The organism is Microbacterium oleivorans, from assembly GCF_023715745.1.
Lineage (GTDB): Bacteria > Actinomycetota > Actinomycetes > Actinomycetales > Microbacteriaceae > Microbacterium > Microbacterium oleivorans_D.
In genome coordinates, this window is sequence record NZ_JAMBOV010000007.1 from 41,842 (window position 1) to 61,749 (window position 19,908).

General features: G+C 70.2%; 21 protein-coding genes. 11 read left to right on the forward strand and 10 right to left on the reverse strand.

Translation table 11 applies throughout. The features are described 5' to 3' along the window. Nucleotides 1-18: 18 nt before the first annotated feature. A complete protein-coding gene (locus M3190_RS14640) occupies nucleotides 19-225 on the forward strand; it encodes a hypothetical protein (RefSeq protein ID WP_251583323.1) in 207 nt (68 codons plus the stop codon). Here M3190_RS14640 and M3190_RS14645 read toward each other — a convergent pair whose 3' ends face one another. The 3 genes from M3190_RS14645 to M3190_RS14655 all read right to left on the reverse strand — a co-directional run bounded on the left by M3190_RS14645 (nucleotide 226) and on the right by M3190_RS14655 (nucleotide 3,883). Next, entirely contained in the window at nucleotides 226-1,320 is a 1,095-nt protein-coding gene (locus tag M3190_RS14645; RefSeq protein WP_251583542.1) for a glycosyltransferase family 4 protein, read from the reverse strand. A 1-nt stretch (nucleotide 1,321) separates the two neighbouring features. Next, the gene (locus tag M3190_RS14650) at nucleotides 1,322-2,521 is read right to left on the reverse strand and encodes a glycosyltransferase (RefSeq protein WP_251583325.1); all 1,200 of its coding nucleotides are present in this window, start codon (nucleotides 2,519-2,521) and stop codon (nucleotides 1,322-1,324) included. A 147-nt stretch (nucleotides 2,522-2,668) separates the two neighbouring features. Further along, complete coding sequence (locus M3190_RS14655) at nucleotides 2,669-3,883, reverse strand: endonuclease/exonuclease/phosphatase family protein (RefSeq protein WP_251583327.1); 1,215 nt, start codon at nucleotides 3,881-3,883, stop codon at nucleotides 2,669-2,671. Nucleotides 3,884-3,914: 31 nt separating this feature from the next. Between M3190_RS14655 and M3190_RS14660 the strand changes: the two genes are divergently transcribed. Further along, nucleotides 3,915-4,505: a hypothetical protein gene (locus tag M3190_RS14660; protein WP_251583329.1), complete on the forward strand. Its 591-nt coding sequence runs from the start codon at nucleotides 3,915-3,917 to the stop codon at nucleotides 4,503-4,505. A gap of 34 nt (nucleotides 4,506-4,539) precedes the next feature. On the opposite strand, the gene M3190_RS14665 is transcribed toward M3190_RS14660, so the two are convergent. The 4 genes from M3190_RS14665 to dnaK are packed head-to-tail and all read right to left on the reverse strand — an operon-like array spanning nucleotide 4,540 to nucleotide 8,445. Continuing rightward, nucleotides 4,540-4,980 carry a heat shock protein transcriptional repressor HspR gene (locus M3190_RS14665; protein ID WP_251583331.1) on the reverse strand — a complete coding sequence of 147 codons (441 nt, stop codon included), beginning with the start codon at nucleotides 4,978-4,980 and terminating at the stop codon, nucleotides 4,540-4,542. A gap of 10 nt (nucleotides 4,981-4,990) precedes the next feature. Further along, complete coding sequence (locus tag M3190_RS14670) at nucleotides 4,991-5,968, reverse strand: DnaJ C-terminal domain-containing protein (RefSeq protein ID WP_251583339.1); 978 nt, start codon at nucleotides 5,966-5,968, stop codon at nucleotides 4,991-4,993. A 15-nt stretch (nucleotides 5,969-5,983) separates the two neighbouring features. Continuing rightward, a complete protein-coding gene (locus M3190_RS14675; protein ID WP_251583342.1) occupies nucleotides 5,984-6,583 on the reverse strand; it encodes a nucleotide exchange factor GrpE in 600 nt (199 codons plus the stop codon). A gap of 2 nt (nucleotides 6,584-6,585) precedes the next feature. Continuing rightward, nucleotides 6,586-8,445, reverse strand: a complete 1,860-nt coding sequence (gene dnaK / locus M3190_RS14680; RefSeq protein WP_251583356.1) for a molecular chaperone DnaK — start codon at nucleotides 8,443-8,445, stop codon at nucleotides 6,586-6,588. Between the two features lie 166 nt (nucleotides 8,446-8,611). Here dnaK and M3190_RS14685 point away from each other — a divergent pair, with 166 nt between their 5' ends. From M3190_RS14685 to M3190_RS14725, 9 genes are all read left to right on the forward strand, one after another. Then, nucleotides 8,612-9,163 carry a GNAT family N-acetyltransferase gene (locus tag M3190_RS14685; RefSeq protein WP_251583358.1) on the forward strand — a complete coding sequence of 184 codons (552 nt, stop codon included), beginning with the start codon at nucleotides 8,612-8,614 and terminating at the stop codon, nucleotides 9,161-9,163. A 155-nt stretch (nucleotides 9,164-9,318) separates the two neighbouring features. After that, on the forward strand, nucleotides 9,319-9,705 hold the full coding sequence (locus M3190_RS15450; protein WP_285876472.1) for a type II secretion system protein: 387 nt from the start codon (nucleotides 9,319-9,321) through the stop codon (nucleotides 9,703-9,705). A gap of 76 nt (nucleotides 9,706-9,781) precedes the next feature. Beyond that, entirely contained in the window at nucleotides 9,782-10,204 is a 423-nt protein-coding gene (locus tag M3190_RS14695) for a type IV pilus modification PilV family protein (RefSeq protein WP_251583360.1), read from the forward strand. After that, nucleotides 10,201-10,824 carry a PulJ/GspJ family protein gene (locus tag M3190_RS14700; RefSeq protein ID WP_251583361.1) on the forward strand — a complete coding sequence of 208 codons (624 nt, stop codon included), beginning with the start codon at nucleotides 10,201-10,203 and terminating at the stop codon, nucleotides 10,822-10,824. The genes M3190_RS14695 and M3190_RS14700 overlap by 4 nt, the downstream gene beginning before the upstream one ends. Beyond that, nucleotides 10,815-12,413 carry a hypothetical protein gene (locus M3190_RS14705; protein WP_251583363.1) on the forward strand — a complete coding sequence of 533 codons (1,599 nt, stop codon included), beginning with the start codon at nucleotides 10,815-10,817 and terminating at the stop codon, nucleotides 12,411-12,413. Before M3190_RS14700 ends, M3190_RS14705 begins: the two co-directional genes overlap by 10 nt. Continuing rightward, nucleotides 12,410-13,243, forward strand: coding sequence for a prepilin peptidase (locus M3190_RS14710; RefSeq protein ID WP_251583365.1), 834 nt, complete (start codon nucleotides 12,410-12,412; stop codon nucleotides 13,241-13,243). The genes M3190_RS14705 and M3190_RS14710 overlap by 4 nt, the downstream gene beginning before the upstream one ends. Then, nucleotides 13,243-14,262 (forward strand): type IV pilus biogenesis protein PilM, encoded by a 1,020-nt coding sequence (gene pilM, locus M3190_RS14715; protein ID WP_251583371.1) that lies wholly within the window; start codon nucleotides 13,243-13,245, stop codon nucleotides 14,260-14,262. Before M3190_RS14710 ends, pilM begins: the two co-directional genes overlap by 1 nt. Beyond that, complete coding sequence (locus M3190_RS14720; protein WP_251583372.1) at nucleotides 14,259-14,912, forward strand: PilN domain-containing protein; 654 nt, start codon at nucleotides 14,259-14,261, stop codon at nucleotides 14,910-14,912. Before pilM ends, M3190_RS14720 begins: the two co-directional genes overlap by 4 nt. Beyond that, a complete protein-coding gene (locus M3190_RS14725) occupies nucleotides 14,909-15,577 on the forward strand; it encodes a hypothetical protein (protein WP_251583373.1) in 669 nt (222 codons plus the stop codon). Before M3190_RS14720 ends, M3190_RS14725 begins: the two co-directional genes overlap by 4 nt. Here the strand turns inward: M3190_RS14725 and M3190_RS14730 are convergent, their stop codons facing one another. From M3190_RS14730 to M3190_RS14740, 3 genes are read right to left on the reverse strand one after another with little or no spacing between them, the layout of a single operon-like run. Continuing rightward, nucleotides 15,578-16,807 carry a type II secretion system F family protein gene (locus M3190_RS14730; RefSeq protein WP_251583374.1) on the reverse strand — a complete coding sequence of 410 codons (1,230 nt, stop codon included), beginning with the start codon at nucleotides 16,805-16,807 and terminating at the stop codon, nucleotides 15,578-15,580. A gap of 1 nt (nucleotide 16,808) precedes the next feature. Further along, the gene (locus M3190_RS14735) at nucleotides 16,809-18,020 is read right to left on the reverse strand and encodes a type IV pilus twitching motility protein PilT (protein ID WP_308222260.1); all 1,212 of its coding nucleotides are present in this window, start codon (nucleotides 18,018-18,020) and stop codon (nucleotides 16,809-16,811) included. After that, the gene (locus tag M3190_RS14740; RefSeq protein WP_251583377.1) at nucleotides 18,007-19,671 is read right to left on the reverse strand and encodes a GspE/PulE family protein; all 1,665 of its coding nucleotides are present in this window, start codon (nucleotides 19,669-19,671) and stop codon (nucleotides 18,007-18,009) included. The genes M3190_RS14735 and M3190_RS14740 overlap by 14 nt, the downstream gene beginning before the upstream one ends. Between the last annotated feature and the right edge of the window lie 237 nt (nucleotides 19,672-19,908).

The following is a 19,908-nucleotide window of genomic DNA, read 5'->3' on the forward strand; positions in this document are numbered from 1 at the left end:
GTCGGTTAGGCTCCGGCCATGGAGATCGGATTCGCCGTCGCTGTCGCGGCCGTCATCGCCACGAGCCTGTTCGTGGCGGCGCGTCGCGCACGACGCGACCGCGCTGTCGTCGACGCCGAGGGACCGGGCGCGGCCGCGCGGCGCGAAGCCGAGTCGCAGGCGCGCCTCGCGAAGGCGACCGCGGTCTACGTCGACGGTCGCCACAACGCCGGAGGCCCGATCTGATCAGCGCGTGACGAGGTCGCGCGCGGCCGCGAGCAGGGTGTGCGCCGACCGACCCCAGTCGAACGTGCGGATGTGGGCGGTCCCCGCCTCGATGAGCCGCTCGCGCACGCCGGGCTCGTCGAGCGATCGCACAGCCCTCGCCACCGCATCCGGATCGAGCGGATCGACGTACAGCGCACCGTCGCCCGCCACCTCGCGGAAGATCTCCATGTCCGTCACGACCGCGGGCACCCCGAGTTCCAGCGCCTCGGCGACCGGCAGACCGTAGCCCTCGTCGAGGCTCGTCGTGACGAGGGCGGCGTCATCGGCGAGGAGCGCCGCGTAGGCGGCATCCGTCACCCCGTCGTGGAACACGACCGACGCCCCGTCGGCGAGGGCGGTCAGCTCGGCCCGACGCTCGGGCGCGATGCGCGAGAGCAGGTGCAGCGTGTGCCCGGGCAGCTGACGCATCGCCGCCACGAGCGTCTCGACGTTCTTGTACGGCATGAACGACCCCATGTAGACGAGGTTCCGCACCGGACCCGCGCCCACGGTCGTCCCCTCGGGCAGGAGTTCGGCGAGCCGTTGCGGCGCGTTCGGGATCACCACGACCGGTCGCTTCGTCAGCCGCACCCGCGCGAACTGGCGTGCGCTCGTCTCACTCACCGTCGCGACGAGGTCTGCGGCGTTGAGGGTGAAACGCTGCGGCCAGTACGACAGGTGGAACAGCCGCCATCCGAGCCGGACGTACCAGGGCAATGCGCGCGGCGGTGTGCGGTGCCGGTAGTAGATCGTGTCGTGGAGCGTCAGGATCAGGCGGAACCGCCGTCCCGCGGACCCGATCGTCTGCATCGGCGAGAACAGCACGTCCGGTCGATGGCGGTTCAGCAGCAGCGCGGCGAACGGTTCCTTGGCCGACGTCGGCGAGTGGATCGTCAGCGTGACGGCACCCTCCGGCAGGAATGCGCGCTGGCGCTCGTCGTGGATGAGGTAGGTGACCTCGGTGCGGTGGGCGGATGCGGCATCCGACACCGCCTGCGCGAGCTCCGCGGAGTAGCGACTGATGCCGTCGTGGAAGTCGGTGCGGATGTAGCGCGCGTCGAAGAACAGCCGCATGTCAGGCGTCGAGCGGCTCACCGCGGTAGAGCTTCTCGAACGTGTCGAGGGTGCGCTCGATGTCGTGCATGTCGACGCGGTCGAGCGACGCCCGCTGCATGCGCGAGTACTCGGCCTGATCGGCGGTCAGCACGGTGCGGATCTTCGCCGCGAGCTCCTCGACGTTCCCGGGCTCGAAGAGGTAGCCGTTCTCGCCGTCGTGCACGAGGTGCGGCAGGGCGACGGCGTTCGCCGCGACGACGGGAAGGCCGGAGGCCATCGCCTCCATCGTCGCGATCGACTGCAGCTCGGCGACGGAGGCGATGACGAAGACGTCGGCGCGGGTGTACGCCGCGCGCAGCTCGTCCTCCGACACCCGTCCGCGGAACGTGACCCTGTCCTCGAGGCCGAGGCGCTGCGTGACCTGTCCGAGGTTCTTGCGCTGGTCGCCGCCCCCGACGATCTCGAACTCGATGTCGAGGTCGGGCAGCTTCGCGATCGCCTCGAGAGTGACCTCGACGTGCTTCTCGGTCGTGAGGCGTCCGACGAACAGGACGCGGCGGCGCTTCTCACGCGGCGCGAGGTCCGGTGTGTAGTTGCTCTTGCGGATGCCGCAGCTGATCGGGATGACACCCTGGATGTCGATCGTGCTCTCGAGGAACTCCGCGGCCTTGCGCGTGGGGGTCGTGACCGCGCGCGACATCTTGAAGGTGCGCTCCGCGTCGGCCCACGCGATCTTGAGGAAGATGTCGTAGAGGAACTTCGGCAGCAGCGTGAAGTCGAGGATGTTGTCGGCCATGATGTGGTTCGTCGCCACGACCGGGATGCCGCGCTGGTTCGCGATGCGTGTCAGCGCACGACCGATGACGATGTGCGACTGGCTGTGCACGACGTCGACGTCCACCGTGTCGAGGATCTGCCGCGCGTAGTGCTTGCCGCGCCACGGCAGCACGAAGCGCAGCCAGTCGTGGGGCCGGTAGCGCCAGCCGGGCAGACGGTGGACGGTGAGCGACTGCCCCTCGATGTCCTCGGTGAACACGCCGTGGTTGCGGTGGCCGACGCTCGGCGTCACGACGTGCACGTCGTGACCGCGCTCCGCCAGCCCGGCCGCGAGGCGCTCGGTGAAGCGTGCGCCGCCGTTGACGTCGGGCGCGAACGTGTCGGCGGCGATCGCGATGGTGAGGGGTCCGCGCGCAGAAGCGGGATCGTCCGGGGGCGTCATGGTCACGGGGTACGGGCCAATCTGTGCGTCGATGGCGGGACTGTCTCTTCCCGCCGGTGGGGCGCAGGGATGCGGGGGCGCCGGGGCTCGATTCTAGCCCGGGACCGGGCAGTCACCCGCCGGGGTCCCGGCGCGCCTCGCCCCGGGTCAGCGCAGACCGAGGCGCACCGAGAGCGGGTGGTGGTCCGACCCGAGGGGCCCGATCCACTTGCCGTTCGCCGTCTTGCCCGCGTTCGCCCACCGGAACACGACCGACCGCGACGGCCGGACGAGCACCTTGTCGATGTGGTCGCCCCACGTGACGCTGACGAACGGGGTGAGCGACATGGACGGGTTCGCGGTGTTGTAGTGCTGCAGGCTGAGCACGCGCGCCTGGTCGTACGCGTCGTGCCATCCGCGCTGCTCGAGGATCGACATGGTCTTGTCGCCCGTGCGGGACTTGTGCGTGTTGAAGTCGCCCATGACGATGACCGGCGCCTTCGTCCAGTCGGTGAGCGACCGGTGGGTCTTGTTGAGCTTCGTGAGCGTCGCCGAGATCGCGTCCGCCAGCTTGCCGGCCTCGTACTCGCGCTGACGGACGAGGGATGCCGAGGTGCCGACCACGAGGTGCGTGTCCACGACGAGCAGGTAGGCACCCGAGCTGTGGCGGACGGCGGCCCACGACATCCCCTTGCCGGCGGGTGCGTAGGTCGACGCGAAGACCGCTGCGCCGGAGGTCGCGCCGCCGGACTTCGCCGCGACGGGGGTGAAGCGGCCGTTGCGGATGAGGATGTCGTTCTGCCCGTTGTAGGCGAAGCGGTAGCCCGACGGCGCGGCGGTGTACTTCGACGCCTCTTGGAGTCCGACGATGTCCGGGGCGAGCTCCGCGATCCTCTTGTCGATGACGGTCTTGCGCGACGAGAAGCCCGAGCAGACGTTGGAGCAGACGTTCCAGCTCACCGCGTGGTAGCTCGGCCACGTCGACGGCAGGCTCGCCTGCGCCGTGATCGTCTCGTGCGCGACGGGGGACGAGCGCGGACCCATCCCGGCCGACGAGACGCCGCGGACCTGGATGAAGTAGGCCACCCCTGGCTTCAGTCCGGTCACGGTCGCCTTCGAGGACGTGACCTTCTGGTTGATCGGCTGGGCGGGCCGGGTGACCAGGTCGTGACTGGTGTTCGCGTAGACGTAGTAGCTCGTGGCGCCCGGGATGTCCGCCCAGTCGACAGTCAGTGACGTCGTCGAGGCTCCGACGTAATTCACCAGCCCGGGCTTGACGGGCACGACGGCCGCGGCGGAGGCGGGGGAGACGGGGAGGGCGAGGGCGAGCGCGATCGCGACGACCACTGCGACGGCGCCGCGAGCGTGGGGGACGCGCAGCATAGGCGGATGATAGCAACCTACGCTGGTCGGCATGACGCGAATCTCTGCCCAGGCGGACCCGGCGCGATGGGTCCCGATCACCGGGTCCTTCGGGTTCCGTGGACGACGCGCCCGCAAGAAGGCGATCGGGATGCTGCTCGCCCAGGCCAACGCCGCCTTCGGGCGCGAGCAGCCCGGCAGCAGGGTCGCCGCGTGGGCGATGAGCCAGGCGATCCCCGCGCTGATGCGCCGAGCCGACGGACGACTGCTCGCCTGGGTGTGGAAGGAGGACCCGGAGCTCCTCGTCGCGATGGCCCAGGTCCAGGAGCTCACGCCGCAGCTGCGCACGATGCGCGCGAGCATGCCGATCGAGTACGACGACACCGTCACGTTCACGGGCTCGCCGCTCGGCGTGGGCGAGAAGCTCGAGATGCCGCTGCCGCCGAACCCCCGGCAGACGCCGTTCGCGTCCTACACCTGGGACACCGGCACGCACCTGGTCACGCTGACCGCGGTCGTCTCCGACCGCGAGCGGTTCGGCACCGTCATCCCCGCCGTCGACGCCTTGGCCCGCTCCCTGCGCCTGGTCGACGACCTGACGGTCGGCGAGGGCCCCGGCACCCTGCGCATCGACCCCGCCTGACCCCCGGCATCCGCCGGCGGTCGCCGACCCGACGTCAGTCGTCGGACGGGGACGGATGCGGGCGCCACAGCACGACGTCCGTCGCGCGGCGCACGCGGGTGCCCTGGCGGAGCGTGACGACCGAGCCGGTCGCGCCCGCGGCGAAGACCCGTGCGCCCCGGCGGGCGGCGACCTCGTCGCGCAGCCGCGCCTGCAGCCCCGTCACCTCGCGGCGCAGCATCCGCACCTCGTTCTCGAGCTCGATGATGCGTGAGATGGCGGGCAGGCTCACGCCGTCGGCCGACATCTGCGCCACCTCGCGCAGCTGCGCGACGTGCCGGAGGGAGTACCGGCGCGACCCGCCCCGGGTGCGCGCCGGTACCACGAGTCCCAGCCGGTCGTACTGGCGCAGCGTCTGCGGGTGCATGCCGGCGAGTTCCGCAGCCACCGCGATCGCGAGGATCGGCGCTTCTTCGTCGACCTGCTCGTTCGCCATGCCTCTCACCTCACTCGCGCGCCTTGGCCATCAGATCGGCGCGGGGATTCTCCTTGGGTTCCAGCTCGTGGAAGCGTTCCAACGCCTCGCGCGCCGGTCCGTCGAGGTGCGTGGGAACCGCGACCTGCACCTCGGCGAGGAGGTCGCCGGTGCCCTTCGTGGTCTGCACTCCGCGCCCCTTGACGCGCAGCACGCGCCCCGACGGGGTCCCGGGAGCGACGCGCAGCTTGACGACATCGCCACCGAGCGTGGGCACCTCGATCGTCGCGCCGAGGGCCGCCTCGGTGAACGTGACGGGGACGTGGATGCGGAGGTTCAGTCCTTCGCGCGTGAAGACCGGATGCGGGCGCACGCCGACCGTCAGCACGATGTCACCGGCCTCCCCGCCGTCCGGCGAGGGGCGGCCACGACCGCGGAGCTTGATCTTCTGGCCGTCCGAGACCCCCGCGGGGATCTTGACCTTGATCGGCTTGCCGTCCTCACCCTGCAGGGTGATCGTGTCGCCCTTCACGGCGGTCGTGAAGTCCAGCGTCGTGCGGGCGGTCACGTCCGAACCGCGCTGCGGGCCGCCGAAACCGCGGAACCCACCGCTGGACTGCCCGAAGCGGCCCGAGCCGAACCGGCCGCCGCCCTGCTGACCGAACATCGCGAACAGGTCGTCGAAGTCGGCCTGCTGACCGCCGCCGGTCGAGAACCGGCTGAAGACGTCCTCGAACCCGCCGCCGCTGGCGCCGGGCTGGAAGCGTGCTCCCGAGCCCATGGCGCGCAGCTGGTCGTACTCGGCGCGCTGCTCCTTGTCGCTGAGCACCGAGTACGCCTCGCTGATCTCCTTGAACTTCGCCTCGGCCGCGGCATCCCCCGCATTCGAGTCGGGGTGGTAGGTGCGCGCCAGCTTGCGGTACGTCTTCTTCAACTCGGCATCCGAGACGTCCTTCGACACACCGAGGACCTTGTAGAAGTCCTTGTCGAACCAGTCCTGACTGGCCATTGCCCCTCCCTTCCCTTACTCGGCCGGGACGGCGACGACGACCTTGGCAGGACGCAGCTCGAGGTCTCCCAGGCGGTAGCCGACCTCGACGACCTCGAGGATCGTCGCCTCGGTGGTGCCGGGGGTCGGCGCCTGGAAGATCGCCTCGTGCTGCTGGGGGTCGAAGGCCTCACCGGCTGCTCCGTAGCGCTCCACGCCCAGACGGGCGACGACGGTGCGGATCTTGTCGGCGATCGCGGCGAGCGGAGTCCCCTCCTGGAGGTCACCGTGCTTCTCGGCGCGGTCGAGGTCGTCGAGGACCGGCAGCATCCCCTTGGCGACCGAGCCCTTGGCGCGCGCGATCTCCACCTCGCGCTGCTCCTCGGTGCGGCGGCGGTAGTTGGCGTATTCGGCCTGGACGCGCTTGAGGTCGAGCACGAGGTCGTGCTCGTCGGCGGGAGCATCGGCGACCGCGGCCTCGTCGGACTGGGCGGCCCCGAGGATGTCGTCGACCGTCAACTGCTCGGGCTGCGTGTCGGGACCCTCGGCGGCGCCCTCCGGGGCCGCCTGGTCGGCAGCCCCGGAGTCCGCGACCTCGTCGCCGTCGTCCGGCTTGTCGAAGTCCTTGTCCGCCATGCTTACTTCTTCTCGTCCTCGTCGTCGACGACCTCAGCGTCCACGACGTCCTCATCGGATGCCGCCTGCTCGCCGGCCGGCGCGTCGGTCGGGGCCTGCGCGGCCTCGGCCTGGCTCGCGGCGTAGATCGCCTCGCCGATCTTGGTCTGCGACGAGTTGAGCTTGTCGTACGCGTTCTTGACCGCGTCGTCGTCGTCACCGGCGAGCGCCGTCTTGAGCGCATCGACGTCGCCCTGGACCTCGGTCTTGACGTCCTCGGGCAGCTTGTCGGCGTTCTCGCTCAGCAGCTTCTCGATCGAGTACGAGAGCGTCTCGGCCTGGTTGCGGACCTCGGCGGCCTCGCGGCGCTTCTTGTCCTCGGCCGCGTGCTCCTCGGCCTCGCGGACCATGCGCTCGATGTCGTCCTTCGGCAGCGACGAGCCGCCGGTGATCGTCATCGACTGCTCCTTGCCCGTGCCCTTGTCCTTGGCGGACACGTGCACGATGCCGTTCGCGTCGATGTCGAAGGTGACCTCGATCTGCGGGATGCCGCGGGGTGCCGGCGCGATGCCTGTGAGCTCGAACGTCCCGAGCGGCTTGTTGTCGCGGGTGAAGTCGCGCTCGCCCTGGAAGACCTGGATGGCGACCGACGGCTGGTTGTCGTCGGCGGTCGTGAAGGTCTCGCTGCGCTTGGTCGGGATCGCCGTGTTGCGCTCGATGAGCTTCGTCATGATGCCGCCCTTGGTCTCGATACCGAGGCTCAGCGGGGTGACGTCGATGAGCAGCACGTCCTTGCGCTCACCCTTGAGGACACCGGCCTGCAGGGCGGCGCCGACGGCGACGACCTCGTCCGGGTTGACGCCCTTGTTGGGCTCCTTGCCGGCTTCCTTCTTCACGAGCTCGCTCACGGCGGGCATACGCGTCGATCCACCGACGAGCACGACGTGGTCGATGTCGGCGACCTTGATGCCGGCCTCGCGGATGACGTCCTCGAACGGCTTCTTGGTGCGGTCGAGCAGGTCCTTGGTGAGGTCCTCGAACTTGGCGCGGCTCAGCGTCTCGGACAGCGACACGGGGCCGGAGTCGGTCAGCGAGAGGTAAGGCAGGTTGATCGAGGTCGACTGCGAGCTGGAGAGCTCCTTCTTCGCCTGCTCCGCAGCCTCCTTCAGACGCTGCAGGGCGATCTTGTCGTTCGAGACGTCGACGCCGCTGGTGTCCTTGAACTGCTTGATCAGGTAGTCGACGATGCGCTGGTCCCAGTCGTCACCACCGAGGCGGTTGTCACCGGCGGTGGCCCGCACCTGGATGGTCGAGAAGTCGTCGTCCTTGCCCACCTCGAGGAGGGAGACGTCGAAGGTTCCACCACCGAGGTCGAAGACGAGGATGAGCTCGTCCTCCTTGCCCTTGTCGAGACCGTAGGCGAGCGCAGCGGCGGTGGGCTCGTTGATGATGCGGAGCACGTTGAGGCCCGCGATCTCACCGGCCTCCTTGGTGGCCTGACGCTCGGCGTCGTTGAAGTAGGCGGGGACGGTGATGACGGCATCCGTCACCGTGTCGCCCAGGTACTGCTCGGCGTCGCGCTTCAGCTTCTGGAGGATGCGCGCCGAGATCTCCTGCGGCGTGTAGTTCTTGCCGTCGATCGCCTGGGTCTTCCAGTCGGTGCCCATGTGGCGCTTGACGGAGGTCAGGGTGCGGTCGACGTTCGTGACGGCCTGGCGCTTAGCGGTCTCACCGACGAGCACCTCGCCGTCCTTCGTGAATGCGACGACCGAGGGGGTCGTGCGCAGACCCTCGGCGTTGGCGATGACCTTCGGCTCGCCACCTTCGAGGACGGCGACGACCGAGTTGGTCGTTCCGAGGTCGATTCCCACTGCACGTGCCATGTGATTCTCCTTCGTGTGGCGTTGCGTAGATCTGAAGTCTCTCCGCGGCCCTGGCCACAACCTGAGCCGCGATGACTCAAGGCTACTCCGACGGTCTCCCGGTGTCAAAGCAACTTGAGTCCACTCATATCAAGTTTGCAGGCTGGATGCCGGTTAGCGTGGACGGATGCCGATCCGCTTCACGCCCCTCGACCCCACGGATTCCGACCGCGACGAGCTCATCGCCTTCATGAGCTCGCAGTCCTTTCCGTTCCACGTGCGGACGAATCCCACGGCGGAGCAGATCGCACGGGCGATCGACGACGGCGCGTACGCGGACGAGGACCACGCGTCGTTCTGGATCGACTCCGACGAGCACGGCCGCCTCGGCTTCTTCCGCCTCGAGGACCTGAGTGACGATGCACCTCTGTTCGACCTGCGCCTCGACACCGCGCATCGCGGGCGCGGACTGGCCGCGGAGGTGCTGCGCGCCGCGAGCGACCATGTGTTCACGACGATGCCCGAGGTCAACAGGTTCGAAGGGCAGACGCGGGAGGACAACATCGCGATGCGGCGCGTGTTCCTCCGGTGCGGGTGGGTCCAGGAGGCCTACTACCGCGAAGGCTGGCCCGTGGACGACGGGCGGCTCGTGGCATCCGTCGCGTACAGCATCCTGCGCCGCGACTGGCGCGACGGCACCGTCACCCCGGTCGTCTGGGATCTCCCGACGGGCGGCTGACCCCGACTCTCCGGTGACCCGCCGCGACCTGAGCAAAGGCTGAGGAAGCGCTGACCGCCGCAGTAACGGCGATCTGAGGTGGCCTCGCGACAGTGGATTCCCTGGCGGATGCGCTCCCCCGCACCCGCGTCGGCCCCCACCGCATCGGAGAAAGCATGAAGAACTACCTGGACGCCCTGAAGCGTCGCAAGGAGGAGACCGGCGAGTCCGGCTTCTCGCTCATCGAGCTCATCGTCGTCGTCGTCATCCTCGGCATCCTCGCTGCGATCGCCGTGCCCGTGTTCATGGGACTGCAGGACCAGGCGAACCGCGGCACCCTGGAGACAGCAATCGCCAATGGCGCCAGCCAGGCCGCGGCCGACTTCGCGCAGGGGGAAACGCCCACCAGCGAGTCGCTTTCGAACCTGAACACGGACGGCGTGGTCCTGACGATCACGCCTGCGACCGGCGCCACCATCGAGAACTTCTGCGTCACAGGAACGAAGTCCGGCTACAGCGCCCCAGCAGACGACCCGATCGAGGGCTCCGGCCCCGGCTGCTGACCGAACCACCCCCGGCCGGGTCGACGTCCCCCAGCGTCGGCCCGGCCTCCGCCTTCTCCTCCCCCGAAGGTCACCCATGACCGGCACGCGCACCCCCGACTCCGACGAGGGCTTCGGCCTCGTCGAGGTGGTCGTCGCGATGCTGCTGTTCGCCGTGATCGCGATGGCGATCCTCCCTCTCGCCGTGCAGGCGACCACGCTGAGCGCCGGCAACCGCGACCGCGTCGCCGCGAACGCGTTCGCCTCGTCCGAACTGGCCGCGATGCGGGCCCGGTTCCCCGACGAGGCCGCCAACTCCTGCGCCGCCGTCCGCGCGGCGGCGACGACGACCGTCGATCCCGCCGACACCGGCCTCGTCGCCCGCTCCTCGGCGGCGAGCTGCCCGACCGCCTACCCCGCCGCCCTCACCGTCACCGTCGACGTGCGGGACCCTGCGGCATCCGACCCCGCCGCCGCCCTCGTCACGATGGCGACCAAGATCGTGGTGACCGCCCCGTGACGGGCGAGCCGGCGGAGGACGACGCGGGCATGACGCTCGTCGAGCTGATGATCGCCGTCTTCGTCGGGTCGGTCCTGCTCGCACTCGTCGCGACCATCCTGGCCACCACGCTTCAGGCGACCGCGGCGACCCGTGACCGCGACCTCGCCACCGGGCGGGTGCAGGCGATCAGCACCTCGCTGACCACCAGCCTCCGCACCGCCGCCTCGGTCACGGTCGAATCGCCCGCCGCGGGCGGCGCGGTGCTGCGCGCCCTCGTGGCCACGGGCGAGTCGGGTTGGACGTGCCGCGCCTGGGCGGTCACCGACCTCGAGACGACGGATGCCGGCGGCCGCCGTTCCGGCGCGGACGGTCTCTTCGAGCTCCGCACCCGCTCCTACGCTCCTCTGTCGGCAGCCGCGTCGCCGCCGCAGCCGACCGCAGCGTGGGGCCTGCTCGCCGAGAGCGTGAGACCTGCGGCTCCGGGAGCCGCCTACTTCACCGTCGCCGCGGGTCGCGCGTCGTGGAATCTGGCCGTGTCGACGTCGCAGCAACCTCGCCTGAGTTCCGGCGACTCGGCATCCGTCGCGGGTTCGGCCGTCGTCCGTGCCCGCCACGAGGGGACCGCGCGATGCTGGTGAGCCGCACGCGGGCCGACGACGACGGCGCAGCCCTCATCACGGTGATCATCGTCGCGCTCGTGCTCGGCCTCATCGTGGTGACGCTGTCCGCCGCGGTCGTGAACACGACGGCCACGGCCGTCGGCGTCCGCGGCAGTCTGCAGGCCCAGTCGGCCGCAGACGCCGGCATGGCGGCCGCCGTCGCAGCGGCCAAAGCGGACGAGGTCTGCGCGACCGAGGTGCCTCCGGGCGACATCCCCGGCAGCGGCGGCGGCGCGTCCTACACCGCGACCGTCGTCTGCGACGAGACCCGGAGCTCGGTCACCCTCACCGCCATCGGCACGGCGGACGGTTCGTCCGCGACCGTCCGCACCGTGTACAGCCTCGTCCCCGAGACGACCGAGGTCGTCGATCCGTCGCTCACGCCCGTCGGTCTGGTGCTCTACGAGGGCTCGACCATGGGGCAGGTCACCCTGCTCGCCCACGGCGGCAACGAGCCGCAGATCGTGTCGGTGAAAGGACCATTCGGCTGCCGGCTCACGATCCCGGGCAACCTCATCGTCGGCGGCGATGTCACGTCGTCGGACGGCTGCAACATCACGGGCGACCTCTACGCCGCGGGCAACGTCACCTTCAACGGCGGAGCGACCACCGTGCTGGGCGACATCCTGGCGGCCGGCACCGGGACGTCCAAGATCAACAGCACGGTGGGGCGGGCGGGAGGCCCGCGCTCGAGCGTGCGGGTCAACGGCGCCCTGGACCTCCTGTGGAGCGGCGCGCCGTTCCGCGCCGACGCGACCGCGCGAGGAGAGGTGACCGTCAACGACCGCGTGATCGAGGGCCGCGTCACGCTCCCGACGGCGCACTCGCCGTCGATCAACGGCGGCCGCATCGACGGAGGTGTCGTGAAGAGCGATTCCATCAGCCCCGTCCCCGCTCCGGGCCTGCCCGGCTGGTTCGACTACGTCTACCGGGCATCCGACTGGCCGGGCGCTGCCGTCATCACCCTCCGTGACGTCTCGACGATGTCGACGGATTCGTGCCGCTACTTCAACGAGAACAACGGCACCTTCGCCAACCAGGGATGGAAGGACCTCGCCAACTACACCGGCACGGTCGTCGTGGACGGCCGTGCCTGCAGTCAGTTGACCTCGAACGCCGGGGGCAGCCCCGCGCCGACGATCAAAGCGTCGAACGTCGTGCTCCTCGCCAAGAAGTTCAACACCACCGGGCTCACGATGCGATCCGCCGCGGGCGCCGCGCCGAAGGTGTTCTTCGTCACCGAGGACACGGTGGCCGACGGCAAGCCCTCGTGCCCGCTCGGGGCGACGGCGACCAACTTCGACACCAACGGCGCCAACCTCGAGGGCGTCCGCTCACTGGTCTACACCCCCTGCCGGCTGTCGGTCTCGGGCGGCGGCGTGCTGCTCGGGTCGCTGTACACGAACGGCTTCAACTCGGGCGGGCAGATCACCATCAAGGGCGAGCTCATGGGCCTGCCGGGCATGGCCCCTCCCGACGGCGGGTACGGCGGGACGCCCGTCGTCGTGGAGACCGGGGACTACGCGCTCGGCACCGTCGTCTCACGGCGGGACGTGGGGGCACGATGACGCCGCTCTACCTCCTCGTGCCGTTCGTCGCATCCATCGGAGTCCTGGGCCTCGTCGTCGGGTCGTTCCTCAACGTCGTCGCGTACCGGCTCCCCGCCGGTCACTCGCTGCTGCGCCCGAGCCGCTGCCCGGGCTGCGGAGCGCGGGTGCTGTGGTGGCAGAACGTCCCGGTGCTGTCGTGGATGCTGCTGCGCGCCCGCTGCGCCTCGTGCGGCGGCACCATCTCGGCGCGCTATCCGCTGGTCGAACTGACGACCGGCCTCGCGTTCGCCGCGGTCGCCCTGTGGTGGTCGGTGATGACCGCCGCGGCGCCGGCGCCCCTGCCCGCCCGACTGCTCGTGCTCGCCGCATTCCTGTGGTTCGCCGCGTGCGGCATCGTCCTGACGCTCATCGACCTGGACACCCGGCGGCTGCCCCACGCCGTGACCGGGCCGGCACTGCTCGTCGGCGCGATACTCCTCCTCGCGGCGTGCCTGGCGGGAGCCGACTGGGGAGCTCTGCTGAGAGCGGGCGTCGGCGCGGTCTCGTTGTGCGGGTTCTACGCCGCGCTGAGGTTCATCCGTCCGGACGGAATGGGAGGCGGAGACGTCCGCCTCGCCGCGGTCGTCGGCCTCATGCTCGGCTGGCTCGGCTGGGGACCGCTTCTCGTCGGCGCATTCGCCGCGTTCGTCGTCGGTGGAACCGTCGGCATCGCCCTGATGGCCCGCGGGCGCGCCGGTCGGCGGACCGCGATCGCCTTCGGACCGTGGATCGTCGTCGGCGCGTGGATCGGGGTCTTCGCCGGGGACACCCTGAGCACGGCCTACAGCTCGCTGTACGGAGGAGCATGATGGCGAAGACGCAGGTGGCGCTGGAGATCACGGAGGCGGGTGTCCGCGCCGTCGAGACGACGATCGGCCGTGCGCCCGTGATCCTCGCCGCCGGCGAGGTGGCACTGCCGCCCGGGGCGGCGAAGGACTCCGAGATCCTCGATCGGGATGCCGTGGCCGTGGCGCTCCAGCGCCTGTGGGCGGATGCCCGCATCTCGAGCCGCGAGGTGGTGCTCGGTGTCGGCAATCGCCGCATCCTCGTGCGGGAGCACTCCACCCAGCTGAGCAATCCCGATCACATCCGGCAGGCGCTGCCGTTCGAGGTCCAGGACCGTCTGCCCGTCCCCGTCGATCAGGCCGTACTCGATTTCGTGCCGACGCGGCAGGATGCAGAGGGCGTCCACGGCCTGCTCGTCGCAGCGGTCGCGGAGCACATGGAGGAGCTCGTGGGCGCGCTCGCGCACGCCAAGCTGCGCGCGACGTCGATCGACCTCCTCGCCTTCGGCTACGCCCGCGCCCTGGCGGCTCTCGGGGCGCCGGGCGAAACCGGACTGTTCCTCGGGATCGGCGAGCACACGACCCACATCGTGGTGGCGACGGACGGGGTGCCCAGGTTCGTCCGCGTGGTGCCCCTCGACATCGTGCCCGCCGGGGATCCCGACGCGGACACCCCCCACGGACCCCCGACTCCCGACGCCGAACCCGCGCTGCGCCGGACGAGGCGGGCCGCTGCCGTCGGACCGCGAGCACTCGACCCGGACGTCCAGGCGGCGCTCATCGAGCTGGTGGGCCGCCTTCGGGGGACCGTGAACTTCTACCGCGACCGACCCGACGCCGTGCCCATCGACCGTGCCTGGATCGCCGGACTCCACGCCGACCACGAGCGCCTGGTCGATGCCGTGGCCCGCGTCACCGAGACGCCGGTCGCACCCGTCGTCGCGACCGACCTCATCGCGACCTCGCGGACCTTCGCCCTCGCACCCGAGCTCGCCACGCGGATGGCCGGCACGGCGTCGCTGCTCCTGGGAGGCATCCGGTGACCCTCTTCGCCTCGCGCACCCCCAGCCTCCGGGTCGGGTCACTGCCTCGCGTCGACCTCCTTCCCCCCTCCGAGATACGACGGCGCGACACCCTCGCCCGCGCACGCCTCTGGCTGCTCGTCGGCCTCGCATGCACGGGCGTCGCCGTGCTGGCCATCGCCGGAGCCTTCGCCTACAAGATGACCGCGGACCTCCGACTGGCGACCGAGCAGTCCCGTACCGCCGCTCTGCTCAGCGGCATCGCGGAGCTCTCCGACGTCAGCGAGGCCCTCGCCGACCGCACCGCGCTGCAGGGGATGCGGCGGGACGCCATGGCGGGCGACCTCGAGTGGCGTCGTGTCGTCGAGCTCGTCGCCGACCGGCTGCCCCCCGGCGTCAGCATCACCGGCTACAGCCTCGACGCCGGCCCCGCTCCCGTCCCGGACGGCGACCCGGCGACGGCGACGGGCGTCTCGGGCACGATCACCTTCACGAGCCCTGCCCCCATCGACTTCGTGCAGGTGACCCGTGACGTCCGGTCGTCGACCGGGATGCGGGCCGCCGACGTGGAGGCGCTGACCTCGGCGGAGGACCTCTTCACCTACTCCATCCGCGTGGACCTCGATCAGACGGTCTACTCGGGCGCCTACGACGAGGAGGCGGCGCGATGACCAAGCAGCTCGTGAACCTGATCGGCGCCGCCGCGGCCGTCGCCGTGCTCGTCCTGGGAATCGTCGTGTGCGCACTGCCCCTGCTGTCGGCGGCGGGAACAACCGCCTCCGCCGCCGACGACGTGTCGCAGCAGAACCGCACGCAGGAGATCCTCCTCGACACGCTCCGCTCCCAGTCGGCCGACATGGCGGCGCTCGATGCGGATGTCGAGGGTCTGCGGGCGGCGATACCCGCGGCGCCCCATCTCGACGACGTCCTCTACCTGGCCCTCAGCGCGGCGGAGGCGCACGGGGGCCGTGTCACCACCCTCACGCCGGCGACGGCGGAGCCCTTCGCGGTCCGGTCCGAGGAGGCGACGGATCCGGCCGGGGCGGCGAGCGCAGCTGACGCCCCCGCGGAGGCGGGCGGTGCCGAGCCGGGCGGGCAGACGGAGGCAGAGACGCCCGAGGCGACGGCAGCCGGGGCCGCATCGGACCCGTCCGCTCCCATCCAGATCGCGGTCACCGTCGTGATCGAGGCGGCCGACGTCGACGCCGCGACCCGCGTGCTCGACGCCCTCCGGGCAGGGCCCCGCGCCGTCGCCGTCACGCAGGCGAGCGTGACGCAGGCGACGGAGGACGGCGTGACGCTGACGGCGACGGTGCTCGCGTTCTCGAGTCCCTGACTACTGGGCGCCCAGCTGGTCGTACATGGTGAACATCGGCATGTAGAGCGCGACGACCATGCCGCCGATCAGCAGGCCGAGGATCGTCATCATGATCGGCTCGATCATGCTGGTCAGCTGTTCCGAGGCCGCGTTGACCTCGGTCTCGTAGAAGTCCGCGATGCTCTCGAGCATGTCGGGCAGCGATCCCGACTCCTCGCCCACCGAGACCATCTGCGCGACAAGAGGCGGGAAGACCGCCGCCTTGGCGAGCGGCGCCGAGAACGACCGCCCGAGTCGGATGGACTCGCGCACGCTCTGCAGCGCGTCTTCGACGGCTTTGTTGTTCGCCGCCCTCCCGACGAGATCGAGCGCCTGCATGAGCGGTACGCCGGCCTTCAGCATCATCGAGAGGTTCCGCGCGAAGCGGGCGACGGCGATCTTCGTCACCAGGGAGCCGAACACCGGCATCCGCAGCAGGAAGGGGTCGACGATGCCGCGGAACCGATCGGTGTTCTTGACCCGCTGATACCCGACAGCACCGGCGATGGACAGGACGATCAGCACGGGGAGGATCCAGGCCATGTTCCGAGAGAGCACGACGAGGATCTGCGTCGGCACCGGGAGCTCGCCGCCCATGCTGGCGAACATGCCCTCGAAGATGGGCACGACGAAGGTGATCATCGCGATGACCCCGATAACGGCGATGACGAGGACGATGAGCGGATAGGTCATCGCGGACTTGATCTTCTGCTGCAGATCGACGTCGGAGCGATAGGAGCGGGCGATCGCGTCGAGCGACTCCGCGAGGAATCCGCCGGTCTCTCCGAGGCTGACGAGGCTGACCAGCAGGGGCGGGAAGACCGCGGGCTGCGCGGCGAGCGCCGCCGAGAACGACCGTCCGGACTCGATGTCGCTCTGCACGGCGACCAGAGCCGAGGCGAGCCGCTTGTTCTCCGTCTGGTCGGCGATGATCGATAGGGCGCGCATGAGCGGCAGGCCGGCGTGGATGAGGCCGGCGAACTGCTTGGCGAAGACGGCCAAGTCCTTCGTCGCGACGCGACGCTCGAACCCGGGCAGCGAGATCTCGCGGTTCAGCCCGGTCTTCGACAGCGGCACGACGCTGAGGGGCGTCAGCCCCTGCGCCTTCAGCTTCGCGATGACGGCACTCTGGCTCGCCGCTTCGAGCGCGCCTTTGGCCTCGCCGCCGGCGGCGCTCACCGCGCGCCACTGATACTCCTCGAGGGGCACGTCACATCCCCCAGTCGTCCTCTGCCGGGCGCGCTGCGCTCGGGGAGGCGGCGGCGAGCCACGCTTCGGCGTCGTAGTCGCGGGGTCGGACGCGCACGTCGTCGAGCACATGCGCGTCGGTGAGGTAGTGGCGTGCGACGGATGCCGCGACCTCTCCCTCTTCGACGAGTCGCTTCAGCGACTGGTCGAGCGTGTGCATCCCGTGCCCCTCGCCGGCCTGCATGGCGTTGTACAGCTGCGAGATCTGGTTCTCCCGGATGAGGTTGGCGACGGCGGGTGTCGACACGAGCACTTCGGTCGCGATCACCCGCCCTCCGCCCTGAGCCTTGGGAAGCAGGGTCTGGCTGATGACACCCTGGAGCGTGTCCCCGAGTTGGCTGCGCACCTGATTCTGCTGATGGGCGGGGAAGGCATCGACGATGCGGTTGATGCTCTTCGCCGCACCCTGCGTGTGAAGGGTCGACAGGACGAGGTGGCCCGTCTCGGCGGCCGTCAGCGCCGTCGAGATCGATTCGGGGTCCCGGAGCTCGCCGATGAGGATGACATCGGGGTCCTGTCGCAGGACGCGCCGCAGCGCCTCGGCGAAGGACCGGGTGTCAGAGCCGACCTCTCGCTGGTGGACCAGCGAACGACGACTGGTGTGCACGAACTCGATCGGATCCTCGACGGTCACGATGTGATCGGGCTTCGTCGAGTTGATGACGTCGATCATGGCCGTGAGCGTCGTGGACTTTCCCGACCCGGTCGGACCCGTCACGAGGACCAGGCCCCGTGGCCGGAGTGCCAGGTCGCGCGCCACAGCGGGAGCGCCGAGCTCGTCGAGGGTGAACGCCCGCGAAGCGATGAGGCGGAAGGCCGCCGCCACCTGTCCGAGCTGCCGGAAGACGTTCACGCGGAAGCGCCCGACGCCCGGGACGGTGTACGACAGGTCGACCTCGCCGGTGGCCCGGTAGTCCTCGCGGTGCGACGGACCCATCGTGGCGAGCAGCTCGTCCAGGAGCACAGCCGCCGGGATGGCGTCGGTGAAGCCGCGGACGGAGGTGAGGTCCCCGTCCAGGCGTTGCAGCGCCGGAGCGTCGGCCGAGAAGTGCGTGTCGGACGCCCCGGCCGCGGCGGTCGCGCGGAGGATGCCGTCGAGCAGGCTCCCGCCGGCCACGGCATCCGCTCCGGTCGACGGCGCGCCGCCTCGTAGCCTCAGTTCAGACTGTGACACGCAGAACCTCCTCGATCGTCGTCAATCCTTCGAGCACCTTCGACCACCCGTCCTCTCGCAGCGTCGTCATGCCCTGCGCCAGCGCGAGCTCGCGCATGTCGGACCCCGCGGCCTGCGTGACGACGAGCGCCTCCATCTCGTCCGTCATCGCCATGACCTCGTGCACGCCGACGCGCCCCCGATACCCCGTGCCCGAACACGCCGGGCACCCGGCGGCCCGGTGGAGCACGGGCGGGTCGGTGGGGTCGTGCGGTACGCCCAGACGGGCGAGGACGGTCGAGTCCTCGCGGTAGGGCTGGCGGCACGATGCGCACAGGCGACGCGCGAGCCGCTGCGCGACGACCGCCGACAGCGCCGTCGCGACGAGGTAGGGCTCCGCGCCGATCTCGGTGAGGCGGGCGACCGCTCCCGGCGCGTCGTTGGTGTGCAGCGTCGAGAGCACCAGGTGGCCGGTGAGCGCCGCCTCGATCGAGATGATCGCGGTCTCGGTGTCGCGGATCTCGCCGACCAGCACGATGTCGGGGTCGGACCTGAGGATGCTGCGCAGCGCCGCCTGGAAGGTGAGGCCCGCTTTCGCATTGACCTGCACTTGGTTGATGCCGGGGATGCGGTACTCGACCGGGTCCTCGACGGTGATCACGTTGACAGCGGGGTTCGAGACCTCGCGCAGCGCCGTGTACAGCGTCGTGGACTTGCCGGAGCCGGTCGGGCCGGTCACGAGCACCATGCCGTGGGGCCGGGTGATCGCGCTGCGGAACCTGTGGAGGTTCGCGCGGCCCATCCGCAGATCGGCGAGCGACAGACTGACGCCGGTGTTGTCGAGGATCCGCATGACGATCTTCTCGCCCCACACGGTCGGGAGGGTGGCGACCCGGAGATCGATCTTGCGTCCGCTGTGGGTGACCGACAGCCGACCGTCCTGGGGGCGGCGACGCTCGGCGATGTCGATGGCCGCCATGATCTTCAGTCGCGAGATCACACCGTCCTGGATGTTCCGGTCCGCGCGCTGCATCTCGTGCAGGACGCCGTCGATGCGGTAGCGGACGGTGAGGTGGGCTTCGCCGGGCTCGACATGGATGTCGCTCGCCCGGTCGTCGATGGCCTGCGTGATCAGGAGGTTGACGAATCGGACGATCGGCGCGTCGCTGTCCTGATCCTCGATGTCCTCCGTCGCGGCGGCGTGCGTCGCGGCGGTCTCCTCGAGGGTCGCCGAGAGGTCGGACAGTTCCTCGTCCGAGCGGACGTACCGCTGGAAGGCGGAGTGCAGGGCGTCTTCGGCCACGACCACGGGCTCGACGCGGAGATCGGTCAGCGTCGCGACGTCGTCGAGCGCGATGATGTCCGTCGGGTTGACCATCGCAAGGACGACGCGGTCGCCGGTCCGTTCCACCGGAAGGACCCGATACTTGCGACTGAGGGTTCCCGGGAGCAGCCCGACCACGGCCGGGTCGAGCTGCGCTGCGCCGATGTCCAGGAATCGATGACCGGTGTGGCGCGCGACCGCCTCCCCGAGCTGGCGGGAGGTGACCAGCCCGCGATCGACCAGCTGGCGCATGAACTCGTCCGTCTCGCCGTGGGTCGCGAGCAGATCACCCAGTTCCGAGGCCCGGACGGCTCCGGTCAGGACCAGAGTCTGCGCAATTCCCCTCACGATCCACCTCCGGACGACTCCTCAACGTTAGGTCGGCCCCCGCGATCACCGCCCTCCGGGCCCACCAATCTGAGCAAGAACTGCTCGACTTGAGCAAAAGCTGAGGAAGTCGTTACCGGCGGGGCTGGTGGGAGTTATGAGTCGTCTGAGAAAAATGAGAATCTACTCATGTTCATAGAGTGCGTCGTCGGCGAAGCCGGCGATCGACGTTCGCCCCCCAGCGCCGAAAGACACTCC